The sequence below is a fragment of the Bacillus sp. FSL K6-2841 genome (assembly GCF_037976435.1).
Lineage (GTDB): Bacteria > Bacillota > Bacilli > Bacillales > Bacillaceae > Bacillus > Bacillus pumilus.
Genome location: NZ_CP150266.1, coordinates 191708 through 211967, shown reverse-complemented (window position 1 = coordinate 211967; position 20260 = coordinate 191708). Strand labels below are relative to the sequence as shown.

Here is a 20260-nt window from a genome sequence, read left to right as displayed (position 1 = left end):
CATACTACTCATCATAATTATTCATTAGAGAAGATATATCTTGAGCAGCTTCTTTTACAAGCATTGTGAAATTTTTTACCGTATCTTCTTTTTTTCGATAGGAAGGACAATGAATAGCAATACTAGCCAAAATCAAACCTTCTTTGGTCAAAATAGGAGATGATACATTTAAGGCACCTGCTGTAACTTCCCCTTCGGAGCAGCAATAGCCATTTTTCTTAATTAGCTGTAAGTCTTTTTTCAATTTCTCAATCTGTTGAAATCCTTGTTTTTCCGCTTCATCTATCACTAATTCTTGCTGTGAAGGAGTCAGGTATGCCAAGATGGTCTTCCTTGATGCACCCTTATATAACGGTCTACTAAGCCCTACCGGTGAAGAAAATTTGATATTGTCTTTGCTCTCTACTGAGGCAATACAAACTCCTTCCATTTTTACAGGATCAAGTACATTTATACTGACGGTTTCATTCGTCTCGGAAGAAATTTTCTCTAAAAATGGGTGTGATTTTTCAACCAACTTCGGATTCGGATTGGCAAATATACCCAACCTATAGGAGGACATACCCAATCGATACTTTCCATTTGAAACGTTTCTTGTTAAGTATCCCATTCCAACAAGTGTATTCACCAATCTAAAACCGATAGTTGGCGAGAATTTCAATATGTCAGAAATTTCTTTAACACTATATTCAGATTCACTTTTAGTATACAAATCTAATATCATGAGTCCCCTTTGTAGGGTTTGTGATAATGATTTATTGGCCGTCATAGATAGACATCTCCTTAAACAATAGTAATCCAATTCCATTGTAACATCTTCATAATCATTATGATGATCATTCAGCATGATTTAAAATGAATGATTCATAAATAAACAGAATTTTAAGATTTTATTGTTTTGATTATTTTTTGATGTTATATTACAAATATCGGATCAAAAAACCGAATATCGATATAAACAGAGAAATGAAAGCGTTTTACCATATAACCTATGTTGAGGGGGGAAAAACATGAGAAAAATGATGATGTTGATTAGTTTTATCAGTGTAGTGACACTTTTATTTTCGTGTCAGAATCAGCAAGGGTCAAATTACACGTTTCCAACTGGTGGCACTTCCGGTGTACTCTATTCAATCGGTGCTGCTTTTTCGCAAACAATGAATGAAAGCGATGTCCCAATCAATCTCACAAATCAAGTTTCAGGCGGAGCAATAGAAAATATACGTCTCATGGATAAAAAAGAAGCAGACTTCTCTTTATTTGGCGGAGATGTTGCTTTAGAAGCCTATGAAGGAAAAGGAATGTTTAAAGGGAATCCACAAAAAGATTCTTTAAGAAGTGTTTTTACGATCTATTCGCAGCCACTTGGCATCGTCGCTTTAGAATCCTCAGATATCCAATCAATAGATGACTTAAAAGGGAAGAAAATTGCTGTAGGCACACCTGGAAGTGGGAATGAAGTGCGGACAAAGCAAGTACTAAATGCTCTAGACCTTTATTACGATAAAGACTTTAAACCACAATTCCTTTCGATTTCAGAAAGTGTAGATGGATTAAAAGACGGTCAGCTTGATGCTATCTTTGTTTGGACTGGATTACCAACCCCAGGGATTATGGATCTAGCAAATATTCGAGATATAAAAATGATACCGCTTACAAATGATGAAGTGAATACGATTTACAGCGCCTATCCCTCTCTTTATCCTTTTGAAATTCCAGCTAAAACTTATAAAGGTGTAGATAACAACATTCAAACCATATCAGTCGATGTCAGCTTATTTGTTAATAAAGATGTCCCTGAAGATGATGTGTACCAATTGACCAAAACTGTTTTTGATCACTTAGATAATCTACAAGGTACTGTCTCAACACTACGACAGCTAAATAAAGAGACTGCGGCAAAAACATTAATTGAGCTTCACCCAGGAGCAAAAAAATATTTTCAAGAAGCAAATATAATCGATTAATAGAAGAGAAATGGAGGAGTCTTTATGGAGAATGTTCAATCGAAAGATCAGCCAGAAAATGCTAGACGTATTACTATAAGAGTTATTCTAATGATCTCAATCATGCTATCGCTGTTTCATTTATTCACAGGGGGATTCGGTGTTCTAACAGCCATGATTCAACGTAATGTTCATTTAACCGTTGTTCTACTGCTAGTATTCCTAATCAAGCCATTAGCTAACAAAAAATTACGTTGGCTTGATACCCTTTGTATTATTATCAGTATCAGCTCTGGAATCTATATTTTTTATACGTATGATCAGCTACTTTTAAGAGTAGGAGCGCCCAATGCATATGACATGTTTTTTGGCATCACTTTAATCATCGTTATACTAGAAGCAGCAAGAAGAGTGACTGGCTTTATTTTACCGCTAATAGGTTTACTGTTCTTACTCTATGCTTACTTTGGACATTACTTCCCTTCAATTTTAAAGACATCAGATATCTCACTAGAGAGAATCATTTCTTTAATGTATTTATCCACTGAAGGGTTATGGGGAACATCGTTAGGAATCGCTGCCACATTCATCGCTCTCTTTATTATTTTTGGAGCCTTTCTTAATACAACCGGGGCAGGGAAAGTCTTTATAGACTTAGCTTTTATCATTGGCGGTCGATTTAAGGGCGGTCCCGCCAAAGTATCCGTCATATCGAGTGCATTGATGGCCACGGTTTCTGGAAGTGCCGTGGCTAATGTCTCCTCAACTGGACAGTTCACCATCCCCTTAATGAAGAAAGTAGGATTCAAGCCTCGTATGGCCGCTTCTATTGAGGCAGTTGCTTCTGCTGGAGGAAGTATTATGCCTCCCGTGATGGGCGCAGGCGCTTTTATTATGGCCGAACTTACAGGGATTTCATATGGAGAGATCATTCTTGCTGCACTTATCCCTGGCATACTATACTTTTTATCAGTCTTCCTTTTTGTCGATTTTGATGCGGGCAGAGCTAAAATGAAAGGAATAGAGAGAAAAGAGCTGCCTGTTTTCAAAGAAGTTTTTTGGAAGGGTTTTCATTTATATATCGGCTTAGGAACGCTCGTTTATCTATTAGTTGTCTTAAATGCATCACCGATGTTTGCCGCTTTTTGGTCCATTGTTGCCTTAGTTCTCTCTTATATCGTCATCTATTTTAGAAAGATCGACTGGAAATTTTTCCTTGAGGCTTTAGAGCAAGGTGCAAAAGGTATGCTGCTCATCTCAATGGCATGTGCTATTGCAGGAATTGTTGTAGGGGTGATTAACTTAACTGGTACTGCCGTAACATTAACATCTCTGCTAATGAACCTCGGTCAGAACAGCATTTTACTCACTCTCTTCTTAACGATGATCGCTTGTGTCATTATGGGGATGGGTTTACCTTCTACAGCTGCTTATATCATTGTAGGTGTTCTCACTGCACCGGCTTTAATTGATTTAGGTATTGATCCTCTACTAGCACACATGTTTATCTATTATTTGCAAGTCTCGCTCCAATAATACCGCCTGTCGCACTTGCATCGTATACAGCTGCAGGAATTGCTGGAAGTGATCCTTTAAGAACTTCTTTTACGTCTGCACGAGTAGGTTTAGTTTCATTTATTATTCCTTACATGTTTGTGTTCGGGCCGGAACTATTAGGACAGGGTAGTGCAGTAGAAATAGCACTGGCTGTAACAGGCGCTTGTATCGGTGTCATTTTTTTCGCTGCTGCTTTAACCGGCTGGCTCAAAAGAGACTTGTTCTTTTATGAGAGAATCCTCAGCTTTGGAGGAGCATCCCTTTTAGTTCATACAGGTTTGTTAACAGATCTAATAGGCATTGGGATCATCGCCGTTCTATTAACATCTATCTTGATTCGAACCCAATTCAATGAAAAACCGCAAGATACGTACGAAATGAATCAATAAGATATAAGTATCTTAATGAAGCTGTTTTAGCAATCTCTTAAAAGCTAAGCAGCTTTTTTATGTAAAAATAAAATGTTCTATCTTTCTCGGTGTGCCCATTGTGAAAATTCAATCGTACAAAAAATACCCCAATCGTTAGTTTTCTCTAACTTTTGGGGCATTCCGCTAAGTGATAAGATTGTTAGTTACTTTGAATTTGTATCAACTGAAGCATCTTGGATCGGCTTCCGTTTCCCGATCCCAAAAACATAGAAGCTAAGCGTTACTACAATTAAGAACCCAATTGCCACAATCAGAGAAATACGCGTATCCTGATTAATGAGCATAAATACAAGCACCATCAGTAAGAAGCCGATTGTCAGATAATTAGAAAACGGAGCTAGTGGCATCTTGAATGGATGCTGATCAAGCGCAGCTCCCTTCGCCTTTCTAAAGCCGATATGACTAATCAAAATCACAAACCATGGCACCATACCAGGAAGTACACTCGCACTATACACATAGACGAAAATGTTTGGTGGCGCAACATAATTGAGGACAACTCCTATTGCTAAACCAATCAGCACAGCGAATGTCCCAAAATACGGCACACCATTCTTCGAAATTTTGGTGAAGAAAGCAGGCGCCTGCCCATTCACACCTAATGTATAAAGCATACGTCCCGCACTGAAAATCCCACTATTACAGCCTGACATCGCTGCTGTAATGACAACAAAGTTAATAATACCAGCGGCGGCTGTAATCCCAATTTTCGCAAACGTCGCCACAAATGGACTGCCAAGGGTATTCAACTGATCCCAAGGATACACTGTCACAATGACAAAGATCGCACCGATATAGAAAATCAAAATACGCCAGATGATACTTTTGATGGCATTGGTCAGCGTCTTTTCTGGATTTTGCGCTTCACCTGCTGTAATCCCAATCAGCTCTACACCCTGATAGGCAGCAATGACGAGCGACAATGCAAACAAGAATCCGGTAAATCCACCTGTAAAGAACCCGCCGTGCGCCCACAGATTAGACAAGCCAATAGGCGTCCCGCCATTTCCAAATCCAAAGAAAATAATGCCTAGACCTGCAATAATCATTAAAATAATCGTCACAATCTTGATCATTGCAAACCAAAATTCGAACTCACCGAACGATTTAACCGAAATCAAATTGGCAGCTCCCAAAATAATCATCGCAATTAATCCTGGAATCCACGCTGGCAGGTCTGGGAACCAATATTTCATATAAGCGCCTACGGCAATAATTTCCGACATCCCGACAATGACCCACTGGAACCAGTTACTCCAAGCTGTCATATAACCCGCAAGCGGATGAATATATTGATGACCAAATGTAGCAAATGAACCTGTACTTGGTTCAACGTATAACATTTCTCCCATCGCACGCATAATAAAAAAGATAAAGATACCACATACTGCGTACGCGAGAAGAACCGATGGACCTGTCCATTGAATGGCCTTGGCTGACCCCATAAATAAGCCAACACCAATCGTGCCGCCGAGTGCGATCATTTGAATATGGCGGGCACTTAACCCTCTTTTTAATTCCTTTTGAGCCACTTTTCTTCCCCCTCATCAACAAACAACATAAAAAAAAATGAAAATCAGAATATTCATTCTGATTGAGAAACATCAATCTTTCGATGTATATTATCATAATAAATCTACCCTTAAAAAACAATTGTTTTTTTGAGAGAAACACTATTATCAAAATATTCCGACATAAGAAGATACTCAAATTGTTTTATATTGATATATTGAATCAAAGGATGTAAGTCACTTTAAAGCTGATCACTTAATAGGAACTGACCGCCCCTTATATCAACTTCAAAGGAACGCAGTCCATTTTTATGCACCATTTTTTCCTTCTCTCGATGACAAGAAAAGTCATTCCGGAAAGCGCCGGATCTTTTCTTTACATAACAAGTAAATCCATCATTTTCCGGTATCACCAATTTGATATTTGCTCCAGTTGAAGTAGATTTAAGTGAATTTAGCATGTTTGTAGAATGAATCTGCATCCTTCTACCTGTTACATGCAGATCAACGTCCGAAAAGGCACCCGCCAACTCAATTTTTGACGATGTGGCGTGCAGTAATAATCTTTGTACGGTAAGCTGCCGACTAGAAATAAGCCCACCTACAGTCTCTAAATGGAGATGCTTGATGTCACCTGATAGCATCGTTTTTCCAGACGTTAAATGACAAGAGACATGTTCCACCTTCAATCTCTCTGCCTGAAGATTTGCTCCTTTACAACGAATGGAAATGGACTGTAATCGTCGTTTAGGGAGAAAAATAGTGACATTGGTTTTATAAAGCTGAAGCCCTAAGCTGAGTATTTTTTTCCGTCTATCTTTAATGAACAATCGTCCATCTCTTACTTGATGATGCATCAAATAACGTTTTGGAAACACTTGATTGGCCGTTTGACGAATGATGAGATAAGGATGATCATGGTGTTGAATAAACACCTCTCCGAGCAGCCAATCCAGCGATAATTCTACGACCTTCTCTTCAATTAGAATCGTATGCTCCATATGTCTCCCTCCTTGTGTACTCGCTTATCTCGCTTGAAGCCGGGTCATGCGGCCCCATAATTCCAAGATCACTATAAGGACAGCTATCATCATGACTCCTGACAAAATGACATTCATTTGATCATTTCCATAAACAGCGATTAATACGTTTCCTAAAACAGCACATAGAACAATCGCAGTCAGAATGGTCATGAAAATAGACCTTTTCATTACCCCCACTCTCATCGCAATCATGCCAATACCATTGATACAACAAGTAAACACTAGGTACGTTTTGATCACAGTGAACATCACATCAGCTGTCAGCGCATCCTGAACAATGGGGAAGAACGTTTCAGTGACACTAAACACAACAAATGAAGGAATGATACTACACAGCATGACAATTGTAGAGAAGCAGAGCATCCAAACCATTCTCGAAAGGAGGGATGATCTCATACTAGATGAATGAGGTTCTTGTTCTTTCAATGCAGCCACTATTTCTCGACAATACATCATGGCTGTGACGATCGAAAAAAAGATCATCCATACTATACTGGTCAACAAATAGATATTCCGATATTGCTGAAAACTGATTTCCTGTTCAACCTGTGCAACAAACGCAACAAAATAAATAAACACCAGCAGTACAATACTGACAATTATACTAGCTTGAATATAATGTTTCATATGGCTTTTTCTTAGCTCGAGTTTTACGAAGTGAAGCATAAGGCATCCTCCTATGAAATGAATTTTCCTTTTGTCTCTTATCTGACCATTTAGGTTCCAGGCTGATCATATCCACCAATCCCAGCATAATGCGCTGTGACCTTTTGAATAAATAGATCACTCACCACATCCACTCCGAGACCTTTCATCATCTGTTGTAAAAACAGTAAACGCTGACTAGTTTCCTGCTCATCACGAGCAAATAGCGTAGGGTTCAGCCATATATTGACGAGTAGCATAAACACTTCTGCCACCTCCCCAGGAAATGTAGTCTTTATCGAACCATCATCAATTCCTTCAAGAATAAGATGTTTGATTTTAAGCGCATCCTGATTGACGCCTGCCTTCATTCCCTCAACCACAAATTGCGGATTTTTGATCTGGTCAACCAAGATCCCATCAATCGAATGAGATGTTGGATCTGCCACTAGCTGCTCTAAAATACGCTGCAGCTTCTCTTTCGCATGCGCTGCCTCTGTATGCTTAATCAGATCTTCAAGCTTCTCAGTCGCATGACGAAATTGCCTCTCCATCACGGCACGTAATATTTCTTCCTTCGATTTGAAATGATGATAAATAGCCCCTTTAGACATGTTCAATTCTTGGATGATATCCTGCAAACTCGTCTTTTCAAATCCTTTTTCCTGAAACAGCTTCGTCGACACATCTAAAATTTGCTTGATTGTCTTTTCTGGATATTTATTTCTAGCCAAATAAAACGCCTCCTTTTTACATACCGACCGTTGGTATGTATTTTAATCTACTTCATGATAAACTGTCAATATAGGTTCTGTATATAAAAAAAAGACCGCTCACACAGTCTCTTTTTTTAACACGAGAAAATGAAAATATTGTTCAATAAACTTGGGTAACTAGATGATGCGGGGAAGGTATATGACTAACGGTGACTCTCGATGTTAGATAGAAATTCTCTAAAATCAGCTGCGATTTCCTTTGATTTCGTATGATGCAAATAATGGCCGCCTTTGAAAGTAACTACTTTTCCGTGATCTACATTTTTCAGAAGCTGTTCATGCATTGGTTTCCAGTTTGGTGTTTCTTTCTCCGTTTGATCTGCTAGATAGAAAACAACAGGGAGCTTCCTAGGGAAATGTAGACGTTGAGCGTTTTTAAAATTGGTTCTAAAGTTATCTGCCTCACTAGCTTGGCTTTCATCCAAGAAATTTCGGAAAGTCAGCATTTTAATCTGAGCTTTTGTGTGATCATCTACTTTAGGCATCACCAGTTGATCTGGATTCATTTTCACTATCAATCTGTAAAAGCCGGATTGATGAAGTAGCTGTAAGCTGGAGACTGGCAATTCATCTGCATCCTCCTGCTTAGGAAAACTACTATCAATTCCAACAAATGCTTGGACTTCATTTTCATATTGATTCACATATTCTAATCCATAAATGCCAGAGATCGAATGACCCATCATCGTATACTTTTTAATGTTGAGCTTCTGCAAACATTCATGAATTTCATCTACAATGTTTTGACTTGTCCGTACTTTATCTGTATCGTCACTCAAACCATATCCAAATGGTTCAATCACTACGACTCTATAATAAGGTGATAATTCATCTACTAGAGGCTTGAAATCTAGCACTGGTGAAGCAGTTCCATAACCTGGGAGAAGGACAATCGTTTCTTTCCCATCGCCTTGAATGAGCACATTCATTTGCTTCCCATCCACCAAGACCTTTTGCCCATAAGCTTCTATTTTCCCTTTCTCCCGTTCATTACTAATGAGGTTTACAAAATAAACAGTAGCTAGAAAAACAACCATGACCGTGATAATGGTGCCTATGGAGATCAACATAATTCTCAATATTTTTTTCATTGGTTTTCTCTTCCCTTCATGACGAAGAACTCTAGCTTACATCCATCGAAAAAAATTAATATTTTCTTTCACAATAGATGATGCCAATTGTATTTGCGCAAACACTTGATACATACATAAACGTAATCGCTATATAAAACCACTCTGTTGGAGATGAAAATTGATGGACCAAAGATTGAATGATAACAACTAATAGATAAGCTAAAGCAACACCTACAATAGAAAAACTTCCTGCTTTCGCTAAAATAAATTGACCTCGTTCATCATGTTTATATTCACGGTTTTTCTTAAATTGAAAGGCCGTGCTTAAAACAGAAAGGGTAATCAGAGAATAAAGTATGATCGTCGTTATCATTGTTGTTCCTCCTTGTTAACCTCTTGAAATACGTCATACAAATCAACTTCAAATGTCCTAGCAATTTGAAAGGCTAATTTTAAAGACAAAGAATATTTACCATTTTCAATCGCTGCCACAGTTTGACGAGTCACACCTAACTTCTCTGCCAAATCCTTTTGTGTCCAGTCTCTTTCTGCCCGTAATACCTTAATTCTATTTTTAATCTCCATTTCAAATTCCTTTCTTAAAGGATGATTTATTTAACAATATGTTAAAAATAATTAACATTATGTTAATTAACAATAACCTCTTTTCTTCTGTATGTCAATTTCACCGGATACAAAAAAGAATCATCCATTTTGAAAGGCCTACCTCAAAATGAATGATTCTCTATAAATGATGTGATCATCTGATTTAAAACACTTTCCTCTGGTAAATCGCAGTAGAAAGTCCCCAAGACAGCAAGTAGATGAGCATAATCAGCACAGTTGACCCCGTATATACAATCGGGATCGATAAATTCATGATAAAATCAGTGATCCCACTGAATTGCTCTGCTAAATATAGAACAACAGGCGGTCCCATAGCAGATAATAGGATAAAGCCAATGAGCACTACCGTTGTGATATAACCAGGCTTTAAGATATAAAATAATGGAAAGGTACACGCCGCAAACAATAAAAACAACCCGCTGCCAAGGGCAATATCCGTTATTGAAAACAGCTTCCCAAAACTAAAGAAAGCAGCACTTGTCAGCCCGATCGCAATGACCATATAAAAAACGGCACCAAGATAACGGGATGCAATAATTTCATTCCGTGTATACGGCAAAGAATTTAAGAGAATATTCGTTTCTGCCTTCTCATCATAAGCATATGTGTTAAATGGAATGAAGACACTAGCAACTAGAAACGTTAATACTGGATGGACATCCATGAAAATGAAAAATAAGATAAACGGAATAAAAATAAGTAACTGCTTCTTTTGCAAAATCACATCACGCTTAATTAAATGAAACATGCGCAACCCCGCCTTTCAAATAAAACATGATATCCTCAAGCGACGCCGGTTCAATCACAACAGCATCCCCAAAAATAAGTTTCACCTCATCAATCCGATCTGTTAATGCTTCAAATCCGGCTGCCGTACGCTGAATATGGATAAACGCCTTTTCTGTATCTCGATCCAATAACTCCAGGCTCCCCTTCACCAGCGCATAACTTTCAGCCACTTCATGAATCGACTGTTGAAAGACCAATCTTCCATTTTGTATAAACGCAATATAATCCGCGATGCGATCTAAATCAGTCGTCACATGCGTCGAGAAAAAGATCGTCCGATTTCCATCAATCATCAATTCTTGTAACGTGCTGAGCAGCTCTCTTCTAAAAACCGGATCCAAACCAGCAGTTGGTTCATCCATGATAATCAGCTCGGCATGATGCGACAGCGCAATCGCAAGTGACGCCTTCATCTGCATCCCTTTTGAAAATGTTTTGATCGCTTTATTCAGCGGCAGACCAAACTGTTCAATATATTGATAAAAAAGCTGATCATCCCAGCGTTTATAGGCAGGTGCCACAATTCGTTTGATGTCTTTTAAATTCAATCCTGGGAAAAAAACGTTAGCATCGTAAACAAAGCCGATTCGTTCCTTAATCTCTTTTTCATGGGTGCGATAATCTAATCCAAAAATTTTAACCTCACCCGAATCTGGTTTTAATAAATTCATGATCATTTTAATCGTCGTCGACTTACCGGCGCCATTTTCTCCAATAAACCCAGTAACAAAGCCCTTTTTGACCTGTAAATCAAGATTCTGCACAGAAAAGTCTTTGAACCGTTTTGATACTCCTTTGAATTCAATCACATGCTCCACTCATCTCACTCCTCATACAAGAACTTTAATAACTGCTGCAATTCATCAAAAGATAAGCCTAATTCCTTGCCGTTTGTAACAACCGCTCCAAGCTGTTCCTCAATCACCTTCAATTTTTTCTCTCTCATGACCTCTAGGTTTTGCTCGGCAACAAATGATCCCTTACCGACAATCGAATAAATAAATCCTGCCTTCTCTAACTCTTCATATGCTCGCTTTGTTGTGATGACGCTGATTTGTAAATCCTTCGCCAGCTTTCGAATAGACGGCAGCGCCGCGCCCTCCGCCAGCTCACCCGTTAAAATCATCGATTTAATTTGATTCGTAATTTGCTCATAGATGGGCTCCTTAGAGTGGTTTGAAATCGTAATTTGCATATAAAAACCTCTTTTTTTCTGTACTGGTGTTTGGAACGAAATATTGTATATACACTATATATACATTATATACACACTAGGAGAATAATCAACCATTTTTTGATTGCAATTCAACTAAAAAAACCGCACAGCTCTTCAGCTATGCGGCTTTCCCCAAAAAATTTATCTCCAATACACCCATTTTCCCATCATCCACTCCACCGGACCTCTTCTCCATTTTTTCAAATAGAGATAACTGATGAACAGCTGTGCTGTGTAAAGTCCGACAGCGAGCAGCAGTCCAAACATTGACCCCATCTGTCCAAATAGACCAAGTCCATAAGAATAGAAAATCGTTGTACAAATGATCGACTGCGCCAAATAATTTGATAGGGACAAACGGCCAAGCCCTGCAAGTAGACGTTTGAGGCCTTGGGCTGCCTTTGAATAGTAAAACACAATAAAGGCTTGAATATAACCGATCGCCAGCACATAGGCACCTAACGTCATCACCATTTCACTCCAAGGGGCATCAATGAACGTCGCACATTTTAAGGCGAGCCCGATGATAATCATCCCAACCCAGCCTTTACGATAAGCCATGCCTCGATCTTCTTCTGTCAAATGACCTTTTTTCCCAATGGCCATGCCAAGCAGTGCAAATGGACCCACCATGATCGTACCGAATAGAAAACCTAGGATTGGCATCAGCGTAATGGTCACGATCGCCATAATAATGGTCACAATCATCATATCGTCTTCAATCGTAATCCGGCTCAACAAAATATCACCGTATGCACCCTTCGCATACACATCAGTTAACAAATCATCATTTCCATAAACAAAGGTCATCAGATATGGTAAAACCACCAATGACAAGGCACCTAACACCCCTGACCAAATCAGCATCGTTTTGATCCGGCTGCTTAAAAACATCAGCAAGAAAAACATACATGCACCGTAATACATGAGAATGTCACCATTCCAAATAAATATGTAATGCAGCATCCCAAGCACAATAAGACCAAAGCCGCGGCGAACGACAATAGCATTCGTATTCAGCCCCTTGGCCTTAGTGGATTCAATCAGTTTGATAAAAGAATACCCAAACAAAAAGGAGAAAATCGGATAAAACGACCCCTGGAACAAAATTTCCGTTACATAAACGCCAAATTCCTGCCCCCAAAAGCTCGAATCAAACATTTTCTCAAAATCATAATCATATTGAAAATTAAGCATATTCACGATCAAAATACCTAATAAACTAAAACCACGCAAACTATCAATTAACTCAACCCTAGATCCCTTCAACACGACAGCTCCTCCGAATAATATAAAAGCATATATATCCTACCACACTTTCAAAAAATTGGTCTCTACACCCATGTAAAAACATACGTTTTAAGGTAAATTTAATAAAAAAACCTAGAATATACATCCTAGGTATCATACTTATGAATGATGACTCTTTTCTCCCTTCCAAAGCACACGTTTCACATAAAACAAAATCCCCAATCCAAACAAAATCAAAGGCAACTCCCAGTCTGCAGAAATCGGCAGTCATTTCAGCATCATGAGAATTAGCAAAACAGCCCCCACACCTTCGAAAGAAATGGCGTTTCTTTTTAATCCTTTATTTGATAAGAACTACACGCTCTCCTCCCTGATACTTACTAACTATTGAATGTTTTTTACGATGACATGTAAATGTAATGAGATCGGATCGATATCCACCCTGACAAGAACCCTTAAAACCTCACAAAACAAAAAAGATTGAGCATCAACCACCCAATCTTTTACCAATTAAAACTCCCGACAAGCTCACGCATCTACCTCGACCTTTAAAGCAGGTGAAGCCAATACCACCACATAAATCATCGTCATACAAGGCAGATGATCGCCTAAAAACTGCCCCATGATTCGTTGTCTGCTCTCCGCATCGAACACTCCTACGAGATAAAATACTAGTTTCGTGATGCCCTCCACCGTCATATCTGCCGCTTCTACGTTTCGTTTCACATTCTCTAACGCTAATTCGAGCTACTCTAATGGACTCTCTGGAATTGTTCCATTCGCCTCCATCCCTACTTGACCTGATAGAGTTAACTACCGCTGTGGTCCTGTTGTTTCTATATCTGATGAATATAGGTTACAACTTGGGGATGAACCGTCTCAGGATTACGTGATGTTCGCACTGATAAACCTCTTTTCAAATACAATCAATTTATATCCTTCATATCAAAATTTATTTTCCTGCTCAGATTGACGTGCTTCTAGTGAACTCAAATAAATAAGGCGTTTCAAAAAGAAAAGACGTGACCAGTTGGAATGGATAAACATGACTTAAGCTGTCCCATCACGTAGGATAGCAGACAAGAACTGGCTATTGGCAACTGTCCCGTATAATACTACAAAGATTTATTTTCATTTGCATGATATCTAAGAGAATACAGCAATGCTTATTTTTTACGTTTTCTTTCACAAATTTTTACTGAACATTCATTTTATATCTAACTAGGTGATAACCAAATGAATTATGTGTTTGTACATTATCAGAATCTAATGTGAACCCATTCTGTTCCGCTACTTTTCTGCTTCTAAAATTATTCTCTGGACATATGATTTCATAAGTTTTTAGTTCATAATAATTTAATGATATTATATAATTAACTACTTTACTAATAAATCCTTTCCCTTCATATTCTTCACAAATCCAATATCCTATATTTCCTATATTTCCTTTTAGAGTAAGTCTAAAAACTCCCACAAGTTCATCATTGATCATAATCCCAACTTCAAATCCATTGTTTGTCATGAATAATTCATTTGCTTTTTTTATAAAGTTTTCTGTGTGAGAAATTTGATTATTGGAATAAACCCAAGGCAACCATTTACCAAGATGTTCTTTATTATTTTCAATTAATATATTTAGAAAAGGAGCATCTTTGTATATTAAAATTTTGAGTGATAAATCACTTTCAATTTCTATCCTAAACATTTTTACAATTCTCCTTTATATTTATGAATAATTTATTTAATTAAATTCATTTTTTCTAATAATCTACACAAATCACATAAACTATCAGCAATGTGCATATTAGAATCAACTTTATATGAATCATTGAAAGTACTGTGACAGTTTTCACACTTTTTATAATCCAATGAGATATTATGATATTCAGTTTCTTTCTGATGACCTTTAAACAATTGATAAGCAGAACCTGGGAAAATAGTTGTTAAAGTATCAGCTAATAAATAGTAGATATCTCTATCTAGGGCTCCCCGATCAAATTGTGTTGGGCTTCCTTGAGTGTTGTGTTCTGGAACTATAGCCTCCAAATATAAAGTAAGTTCCTTTTTTGTAATTGACCATAGAGGATAAATTAATTCGAATTCGCCCCATTTCCTTTTAAAAGGTCCTAGGAAAGGTGATCCTATAAACTTAGATTTCAATATTGAAGTTACTATATCCTCACACATTAACCCAAAAGCAATTTTATTAATCCCGTTTACTTTTGAATAGTACTCGACTACTCCTCGCATAATTGCATGTGCTGTTCCAATTGAATAAGCCTTATTATAATCATACTTTACTTTTTCCATAACCTCATATGTTGGTATTTTAAAATTAAAAATATTTCTAACCTCATTTTCTGAAATATTTCTATGTGAATATCCAAATTTTTGAGCTATTTCAGCTGCAAAACTTGTTTCTTTTTCTTTTGAGAAAGTACTTACATGTATTGATGAAACTGAAAAACCAGGTAGAGATTCTCTGGTATTATTTAAAAGATACCCTAATGCAAGGCTATCTCTGCCCCCAGATATCGCCAAAGAAATATGCTCGTTTTCATCAATTAATGTTTCCCTCTTAACACCATCTGCAAAAAGATTCTCTATATATGCTACAAAATCTCGCTTATTAAACGTCGACTGCGTAGATTTATAATCACCATTTTGACTATCGTGTAAAAAATGTCGCCTTGTATAGTAGGCATGATCATCAGCTTTTATCGGTTGTTGATATATATTTGTATCCCACAACCTTAATAAAGATAAAAAATCAGGTAGATGATAAGCTCTTACCATCTCAATTATATAATTATCTTTAGGAGAATACCTCATAAGCCAATCATCAATCACTTCTCCATTTCTTCTAACTATCACGGCATCCAAAGGAATATGATTTCTATTTAGTATAGATGAAAATAATTCGTTTGGCTTGGCTTCTATATAAAATTTCCTATCTAAACGATCTGTCAAAAGAATTTTATTTGAATTCTTTTTATAATCTGCTGTTTTTTTCATTATCATTGCCTCCATAAATTATAAAAGGGAGCCATAAGCTCCCTATTCCAAATTAAAAACTTTGATTAGAGATGTGCATTAACATCACACGTGCATCGCGCATAGAATTTTTGATGTTCAAATAATTCATCGATATTATCAATCATTTGATCTAACGTTGGTGCTTTTTCGTTTTTAGATACCTGAATTACAGGTGTAATTACAGATTCTGCATCAGAAAAATCACGTATTTCAACATGTGCAAAATTCCCCATTATATTCACCTCCTTTAATTAAAAACAAATTATTTAACTTCACATCATTCTAATTTAAGGAAATTTTTCTTTCCTCCCTTAAATGCAGTTAAAAATAATATTATAGACAACATTCCGAGTACAGATAGTATATTTGAAGTTCCAATATATTTAGCAAAGTAACCAGAAAACACAGCGAATAATGGAGTTAGAGTTGAAATTATTATCCAGTAAAAACTTTCTACACGCCCAATTAAGTCTTTATCAATATTTTTCATAATTAAGGTTCTTCTAGATACCGCCTCAAACATGGTAGTAACCCCCAACAAAAATAGACCTACTAGACTCATGTAGAAGTTTAATGAAAAACCTATAATAAATAAACTCAATCCAATACCCAGAAAAGAATAGTTATAAATAATATTTTCCACTTTATCTTTTTTAATAAAAGTAACTACATATATCCCTATCAAAACGCTTCCTAGTGCAAAAGTTGCATCTAAAAGACCATACTCTTTTGCTCCTAAATCTAAATCTTTAACAGTATAATCACTTAACAGAGAGTTAATTACATCAAAAATAACTTTTGGTAGAAAGCCCATTAAATATAAAAACATTAAAGTTTTTTTTGAAATTAAATAGTGAATGCCTATTTTGAAATCTTTGATAAAATCAATTCTTTCATTTTCTTTTCCCATTATAGAGAGGGTATCTCTTTGTAATTGTATAAACGAAATTAAAATAGCTGATAAAAAGAAAGTTAAAGCGTCAATAAAGAATACAGTATATGGGGAGTATATTGAGATTAAAAAACCAGATAAGCCTGCACCCAAAATAGTCCCCATTTGAAGTGCAGTAGAATTAGCTGTAACAACTCTCAGAAAGTCATCTTCAGGAATAGCTTCTTTTAATATCCCTTTTAATGCGGGAAAGAAGAAATTGCTCGCTGCAGTGATTAAAATTGTAGCTATGAATAAATGCCAAATTTCCACTTTTGAAAAATAGTTAATAGTGAAAAGTATAAAAACAATAATCCCCCTGAAAATGTCCATATATAACATTATTTTCTTTCTATTGAATTTGTCTGAAATTGTACCTGCAAAAAAAGATGTGAAAATACCAGGGATAACGGACAATGCCACAAGAACACTAACATATAATGGATTTTCAGTAATATCATAAACAAGCCATGATATAGCTATAAAATGCATGCCATTACCAACAAAACTGAAAAATGTAGCAATTATAATGATAAGCGGGTTTTTTTTTAGCATTACAAACTCCTTAAAAATCGAAATAATCTGATAAACAAAATTATAATTTACAATAAATAGGTTGTAAACCTTTATTGTTTATTTTTTGATTTTTAGGTAAAATGTACTAAAACAATAATTTACTATTCTTTTTTAAGATATACTCCACTTCGATATTTTCCCCATTAATTCTATAATTCTTGTCTTCTAAAAAGAAACCATCCAATGAGAAAAAAGAAACCAATCAATACCGATACACCTAGAAAGCTTGTAAGTGCCTGATCCGAATAAGTCCCTCTATGAATCATCTCCTCAGCCGCACTTGTGACGCCTTTCGGTGCAAACTTCCCTAATGTATCCTCATAAAATGAAGGAACGGTAAATAAAATAAGGTTGATCAAAAGCGACACACCGCCAGCTGTGACAGAACGTTGAAAGAACGCCGAAGCACAAATGGTCGATACCACAATCAGCAATAAATTTGGATAATAAAGAAGTGTTCCTTTTAACACATTGACCCAATCCACATGCCCAAATTGGATGTCCACATAGTAAACGGAGGCAAGCACTGCCACTACCAAACTAAACAAAGTTAAACAGGCATAGGCACATATTTTTGAGGCATAATAACTCATTCGACTGATCGGTTTCACCATAATCATCGCCGTCACCCCAGAGGCACGCTCTCCAGCGATCGTCCCCATCACGATCATAATCAGGATGAACACGCCGAGTGAATCAAATTTACTCAATGCACTCGCTAAAGCCTCACCAGCGCTAGGCTCTGGTATATAAAATGTGGAGCCTTCAGGTAAATTCGCTGATTTCGACAATAGATCTGGCAGCATTTTGAGTGTAATAGGTTGTGTGATCATTAAAATCGTAAAAATGATTGGTACAAACAACATTTTATAACTAGTGAATAACTCCCTAAATTCCTTTTTCAACATCATCATGCCGTCACAACCTTCATGAAAATATCTTCAAGCGTCAGCTTAGATAGGCGATAATGGAGGAGAACACCACCAGCTTCAGCGATGAGACGAGGCAGCTCCTTCAATGCCCTTTGTTGATTGCTCACTCGCACCTGATAACCGTCCCCTGTCTCAATGCAATCCTCCACCCAATCCCGTTCTTTTAACAAAGCCACTAATTTCGTATTCTGTTGTTCTAATTGAAATTCAATCACTGGCTGGATATAGTCTTCTTTGATCTGTTTCATCGAAGAGGACATCTCAATTTTGCCGCTGTTGATCATGATAATATGATCGGCCACTCGTTCAATGTCATCTAAAATATGGGTCGACATAAAGATCAGCATCTCATGCTTTAAACGCTCAATCAACGTCAGGACGTCTTTTCTCCCCATGGGATCAAGTGCCGACACAGGTTCATCTAGGATGAGGACTTTTGGGCTGTTGATCAGTGCCTGCGCAATGGCAAGTCTCTGCTTCATGCCTCCACTATAGCTGCCAATAACGCGATCCTTCGCCTCATACACACGGCAAAGCTTCAAAAGCTCCTCTGTTTTGGAACGAATGATGTTTTTCTCTAAATGAAATAACCCGCCAACCCAATGCATCCACTCCTGCCCCGTCATATCTTGATAAAATGCAGGCTGCTGCGGACAATATCCAATCACATGACTGATGTCATCCATTTCCTTTGTCACATCCATACCCGCCACCTTTACGACACCAGTCGTAGGACGAGCAAGCCCCGTCAAGATCCGGATCGTCGTTGTCTTCCCCGCTCCATTGGCTCCTAAAAAGCCAACACATCCAACATCCCCAACAGAAAACGAGACATCTTTTAACACTTCATGCCGTCCATACGATTTCGTCAGCCCGTGACACTCCAACATATTCAAGCGAATCCCCCCTTTTAAGATTGTTTACGGCCAAAAATGAAATACGCAATAGGACCGGCACTCGCCACAAACACAATCACCAAAGCCCAAACCCACTTCACTTCTCCCCTGATTCTCGATGGATCTCTTTTCAGCAAATCAAACAATCCAATCACCATTAAAATGGCTTGCAGCAAAATGAGAGGTAAAATCATCTTCATGTCCATCACGCCACTCCCTTTTCAAACGCCAATTTGTTTTTGATATCACTTCTTTTGACGACATCAAGAGGGAATTCGTTCAAATGGATTTTATTTTTATTGGTCGAATGGTCTATAAATATAAAAAAGCCCAGTGAAGGTTATTCACTGGGCTTGCTTGTGATGGTCATGATGAACCTCGCAAAATTTTTTCCATCGTCTTTCCTTTCGCTAACTCATCAATCAGCTTATCTAGATACCGAATATTTTTCATGGTTTCTTCCTCAATGTCTTCTACTCGAACACCACAAATGACTCCTTTGATTAAACTGCGAGAAGGATGAAGCTCAGGAGCCTCCGCAAAGAAGTTTTCAACATCTATCTGTTGATCCACCCGTTCCTCCAGCTCTTCCGGACTGTACCCTGTTAACCAACAAATAATCGTATCGACTTCAGCCTTTGTTCGTCCTTTTCTCTCTGCCTTTGCGATATAGAGAGGATAGACTTTTGCAAAGCTCATTGTATAGATTTTAGGTTTGGTCATGTGTTTTTCTCGCTTTCTTTTTAAAATATTCAAGCTGTATGGCCTTCTCTATATGCTGCTCTCTTAGTATGCCTATTCCCTTTTTATTACCTGCATCTTTTTTGAAGGCTCTATATTTATGAAATTGAACGAAACAGAATCCTAGAAATACACAAATCGGTCCTTCCACGGTAGCAGGCCCGCCAATCAACAAATAAGAGCTTATAAACAATGCAATATAAACGATGAAGAAAAAAACAATTCCCCGTTTCTCCTTTTTTAAATATTCACTCATAACGATTCTGCTCCCTTGAACATGTAA

24 protein-coding genes and 1 pseudogene are annotated in these 20260 nt (G+C 37.4%); 3 read left to right on the top strand and 22 right to left on the bottom strand.

Annotation, left to right across the window (positions count from 1 at the left end; translation table 11 throughout):
• Positions 1-4: 4 nt before the first annotated feature.
• The gene (locus MHH68_RS01220) at positions 5-769 is read right to left on the bottom strand and encodes an IclR family transcriptional regulator (RefSeq protein WP_169057502.1); all 765 of its coding nucleotides are present in this window, start codon (positions 767-769) and stop codon (positions 5-7) included.
• A gap of 241 nt (positions 770-1010) precedes the next feature.
• Between MHH68_RS01220 and MHH68_RS01215 the strand changes: the two genes are divergently transcribed.
• From MHH68_RS01215 to MHH68_RS01205, 3 genes are all read left to right on the top strand, one after another.
• Complete coding sequence (locus MHH68_RS01215; RefSeq protein WP_169057503.1) at positions 1011-1967, top strand: TAXI family TRAP transporter solute-binding subunit; 957 nt, start codon at positions 1011-1013, stop codon at positions 1965-1967.
• Positions 1968-1991: 24 nt separating this feature from the next.
• A complete protein-coding gene (locus MHH68_RS01210) occupies positions 1992-3482 on the top strand; it encodes a TRAP transporter fused permease subunit (protein WP_339164763.1) in 1491 nt (496 codons plus the stop codon).
• Positions 3483-3595: 113 nt separating this feature from the next.
• Positions 3596-3892, top strand: a complete 297-nt coding sequence (locus tag MHH68_RS01205) for a hypothetical protein (RefSeq protein WP_339164761.1) — start codon at positions 3596-3598, stop codon at positions 3890-3892.
• 185 nt (positions 3893-4077) lie between these two features.
• On the opposite strand, the gene MHH68_RS01200 is transcribed toward MHH68_RS01205, so the two are convergent.
• From MHH68_RS01200 to MHH68_RS01100, 21 genes and pseudogenes are all read right to left on the bottom strand, one after another.
• Positions 4078-5466 (bottom strand): amino acid permease, encoded by a 1389-nt coding sequence (locus MHH68_RS01200; protein WP_169057505.1) that lies wholly within the window; start codon positions 5464-5466, stop codon positions 4078-4080.
• Positions 5467-5687: 221 nt separating this feature from the next.
• Positions 5688-6446 (bottom strand): DUF4097 family beta strand repeat-containing protein, encoded by a 759-nt coding sequence (locus tag MHH68_RS01195; RefSeq protein ID WP_323641540.1) that lies wholly within the window; start codon positions 6444-6446, stop codon positions 5688-5690.
• A gap of 24 nt (positions 6447-6470) precedes the next feature.
• A complete protein-coding gene (locus MHH68_RS01190) occupies positions 6471-7154 on the bottom strand; it encodes a bacitracin ABC transporter permease (protein ID WP_339164758.1) in 684 nt (227 codons plus the stop codon).
• A 50-nt stretch (positions 7155-7204) separates the two neighbouring features.
• Positions 7205-7867: a TetR/AcrR family transcriptional regulator gene (locus tag MHH68_RS01185; RefSeq protein WP_339164756.1), complete on the bottom strand. Its 663-nt coding sequence runs from the start codon at positions 7865-7867 to the stop codon at positions 7205-7207.
• Between the two features lie 185 nt (positions 7868-8052).
• Positions 8053-9000 carry an alpha/beta hydrolase gene (locus tag MHH68_RS01180; protein ID WP_339164755.1) on the bottom strand — a complete coding sequence of 316 codons (948 nt, stop codon included), beginning with the start codon at positions 8998-9000 and terminating at the stop codon, positions 8053-8055.
• A gap of 55 nt (positions 9001-9055) precedes the next feature.
• Positions 9056-9355 carry a hypothetical protein gene (locus MHH68_RS01175; RefSeq protein ID WP_169057509.1) on the bottom strand — a complete coding sequence of 100 codons (300 nt, stop codon included), beginning with the start codon at positions 9353-9355 and terminating at the stop codon, positions 9056-9058.
• Entirely contained in the window at positions 9352-9567 is a 216-nt protein-coding gene (locus tag MHH68_RS01170) for a helix-turn-helix transcriptional regulator (RefSeq protein WP_169057510.1), read from the bottom strand. Before MHH68_RS01170 ends, MHH68_RS01175 begins: the two co-directional genes overlap by 4 nt.
• Positions 9568-9751: 184 nt before the next feature.
• Positions 9752-10357 (bottom strand): ABC-2 transporter permease, encoded by a 606-nt coding sequence (locus MHH68_RS01165; RefSeq protein WP_058015162.1) that lies wholly within the window; start codon positions 10355-10357, stop codon positions 9752-9754.
• Positions 10341-11216, bottom strand: coding sequence for an ABC transporter ATP-binding protein (locus MHH68_RS01160; protein WP_339164751.1), 876 nt, complete (start codon positions 11214-11216; stop codon positions 10341-10343). The genes MHH68_RS01165 and MHH68_RS01160 overlap by 17 nt, the downstream gene beginning before the upstream one ends.
• Before the next feature lie 5 nt (positions 11217-11221).
• Complete coding sequence (locus MHH68_RS01155) at positions 11222-11593, bottom strand: GntR family transcriptional regulator (protein WP_003217079.1); 372 nt, start codon at positions 11591-11593, stop codon at positions 11222-11224.
• A gap of 162 nt (positions 11594-11755) precedes the next feature.
• Positions 11756-12883 carry a DUF418 domain-containing protein gene (locus tag MHH68_RS01150; RefSeq protein ID WP_216889182.1) on the bottom strand — a complete coding sequence of 376 codons (1128 nt, stop codon included), beginning with the start codon at positions 12881-12883 and terminating at the stop codon, positions 11756-11758.
• A gap of 510 nt (positions 12884-13393) precedes the next feature.
• Positions 13394-13767 (bottom strand): annotated as a pseudogene (locus MHH68_RS01145) (RidA family protein).
• A gap of 293 nt (positions 13768-14060) precedes the next feature.
• On the bottom strand, positions 14061-14570 hold the full coding sequence (locus MHH68_RS01140) for a GNAT family N-acetyltransferase (RefSeq protein WP_058015160.1): 510 nt from the start codon (positions 14568-14570) through the stop codon (positions 14061-14063).
• Positions 14571-14602: 32 nt separating this feature from the next.
• Positions 14603-15880 carry a hypothetical protein gene (locus MHH68_RS01135; protein ID WP_339164747.1) on the bottom strand — a complete coding sequence of 426 codons (1278 nt, stop codon included), beginning with the start codon at positions 15878-15880 and terminating at the stop codon, positions 14603-14605.
• Positions 15881-15945: 65 nt separating this feature from the next.
• Positions 15946-16134, bottom strand: coding sequence for a hypothetical protein (locus tag MHH68_RS01130; protein ID WP_058015158.1), 189 nt, complete (start codon positions 16132-16134; stop codon positions 15946-15948).
• A gap of 44 nt (positions 16135-16178) precedes the next feature.
• Complete coding sequence (locus MHH68_RS01125) at positions 16179-17387, bottom strand: MFS transporter (protein WP_058015157.1); 1209 nt, start codon at positions 17385-17387, stop codon at positions 16179-16181.
• 170 nt (positions 17388-17557) lie between these two features.
• Entirely contained in the window at positions 17558-18322 is a 765-nt protein-coding gene (locus MHH68_RS01120) for an ABC transporter permease subunit (protein ID WP_339164744.1), read from the bottom strand.
• Positions 18319-19236 (bottom strand): ABC transporter ATP-binding protein, encoded by a 918-nt coding sequence (locus MHH68_RS01115; protein WP_339164742.1) that lies wholly within the window; start codon positions 19234-19236, stop codon positions 18319-18321. The genes MHH68_RS01120 and MHH68_RS01115 overlap by 4 nt, the downstream gene beginning before the upstream one ends.
• Positions 19237-19250: 14 nt before the next feature.
• Positions 19251-19442 carry a PLD nuclease N-terminal domain-containing protein gene (locus MHH68_RS01110; protein ID WP_003217265.1) on the bottom strand — a complete coding sequence of 64 codons (192 nt, stop codon included), beginning with the start codon at positions 19440-19442 and terminating at the stop codon, positions 19251-19253.
• 160 nt (positions 19443-19602) lie between these two features.
• Positions 19603-19959 (bottom strand): DUF2200 domain-containing protein, encoded by a 357-nt coding sequence (locus tag MHH68_RS01105; protein WP_339164740.1) that lies wholly within the window; start codon positions 19957-19959, stop codon positions 19603-19605.
• Positions 19946-20233, bottom strand: coding sequence for a hypothetical protein (locus MHH68_RS01100; RefSeq protein WP_339164738.1), 288 nt, complete (start codon positions 20231-20233; stop codon positions 19946-19948). Before MHH68_RS01100 ends, MHH68_RS01105 begins: the two co-directional genes overlap by 14 nt.
• Between the last annotated feature and the right edge of the window lie 27 nt (positions 20234-20260).

Bases quoted from the DNA above. Each gene is read 5' to 3' on its own strand.
- MHH68_RS01220 (WP_169057502.1), bottom strand. From the start codon at position 769: ATGACGGCCAATAAATCATTATCACAAACCCTACAAAGGGGACTCATG.
- MHH68_RS01215 (WP_169057503.1), top strand. From the start codon at position 1,011: ATGAGAAAAATGATGATGTTGATTAGTTTTATCAGTGTAGTGACACTT.
- MHH68_RS01210 (WP_339164763.1), top strand. From the start codon at position 1,992: ATGGAGAATGTTCAATCGAAAGATCAGCCAGAAAATGCTAGACGTATT.
- MHH68_RS01205 (WP_339164761.1), top strand. From the start codon at position 3,596: ATGTTTGTGTTCGGGCCGGAACTATTAGGACAGGGTAGTGCAGTAGAA.
- MHH68_RS01195 (WP_323641540.1), bottom strand. From the start codon at position 6,446: ATGGAGCATACGATTCTAATTGAAGAGAAGGTCGTAGAATTATCGCTG.
- MHH68_RS01190 (WP_339164758.1), bottom strand. From the start codon at position 7,154: ATGCTTCACTTCGTAAAACTCGAGCTAAGAAAAAGCCATATGAAACAT.
- MHH68_RS01180 (WP_339164755.1), bottom strand. From the start codon at position 9,000: ATGAAAAAAATATTGAGAATTATGTTGATCTCCATAGGCACCATTATC.
- MHH68_RS01175 (WP_169057509.1), bottom strand. From the start codon at position 9,355: ATGATAACGACGATCATACTTTATTCTCTGATTACCCTTTCTGTTTTA.
- MHH68_RS01170 (WP_169057510.1), bottom strand. From the start codon at position 9,567: ATGGAGATTAAAAATAGAATTAAGGTATTACGGGCAGAAAGAGACTGG.
- MHH68_RS01165 (WP_058015162.1), bottom strand. From the start codon at position 10,357: ATGTTTCATTTAATTAAGCGTGATGTGATTTTGCAAAAGAAGCAGTTA.
- MHH68_RS01155 (WP_003217079.1), bottom strand. From the start codon at position 11,593: ATGCAAATTACGATTTCAAACCACTCTAAGGAGCCCATCTATGAGCAA.
- MHH68_RS01140 (WP_058015160.1), bottom strand. From the start codon at position 14,570: ATGTTTAGGATAGAAATTGAAAGTGATTTATCACTCAAAATTTTAATA.
- MHH68_RS01135 (WP_339164747.1), bottom strand. From the start codon at position 15,880: ATGAAAAAAACAGCAGATTATAAAAAGAATTCAAATAAAATTCTTTTG.
- MHH68_RS01130 (WP_058015158.1), bottom strand. From the start codon at position 16,134: ATGGGGAATTTTGCACATGTTGAAATACGTGATTTTTCTGATGCAGAA.
- MHH68_RS01125 (WP_058015157.1), bottom strand. From the start codon at position 17,387: ATGCTAAAAAAAAACCCGCTTATCATTATAATTGCTACATTTTTCAGT.
- MHH68_RS01120 (WP_339164744.1), bottom strand. From the start codon at position 18,322: ATGATGATGTTGAAAAAGGAATTTAGGGAGTTATTCACTAGTTATAAA.
- MHH68_RS01110 (WP_003217265.1), bottom strand. From the start codon at position 19,442: ATGGACATGAAGATGATTTTACCTCTCATTTTGCTGCAAGCCATTTTA.
- MHH68_RS01105 (WP_339164740.1), bottom strand. From the start codon at position 19,959: ATGACCAAACCTAAAATCTATACAATGAGCTTTGCAAAAGTCTATCCT.
- MHH68_RS01100 (WP_339164738.1), bottom strand. From the start codon at position 20,233: ATGAGTGAATATTTAAAAAAGGAGAAACGGGGAATTGTTTTTTTCTTC.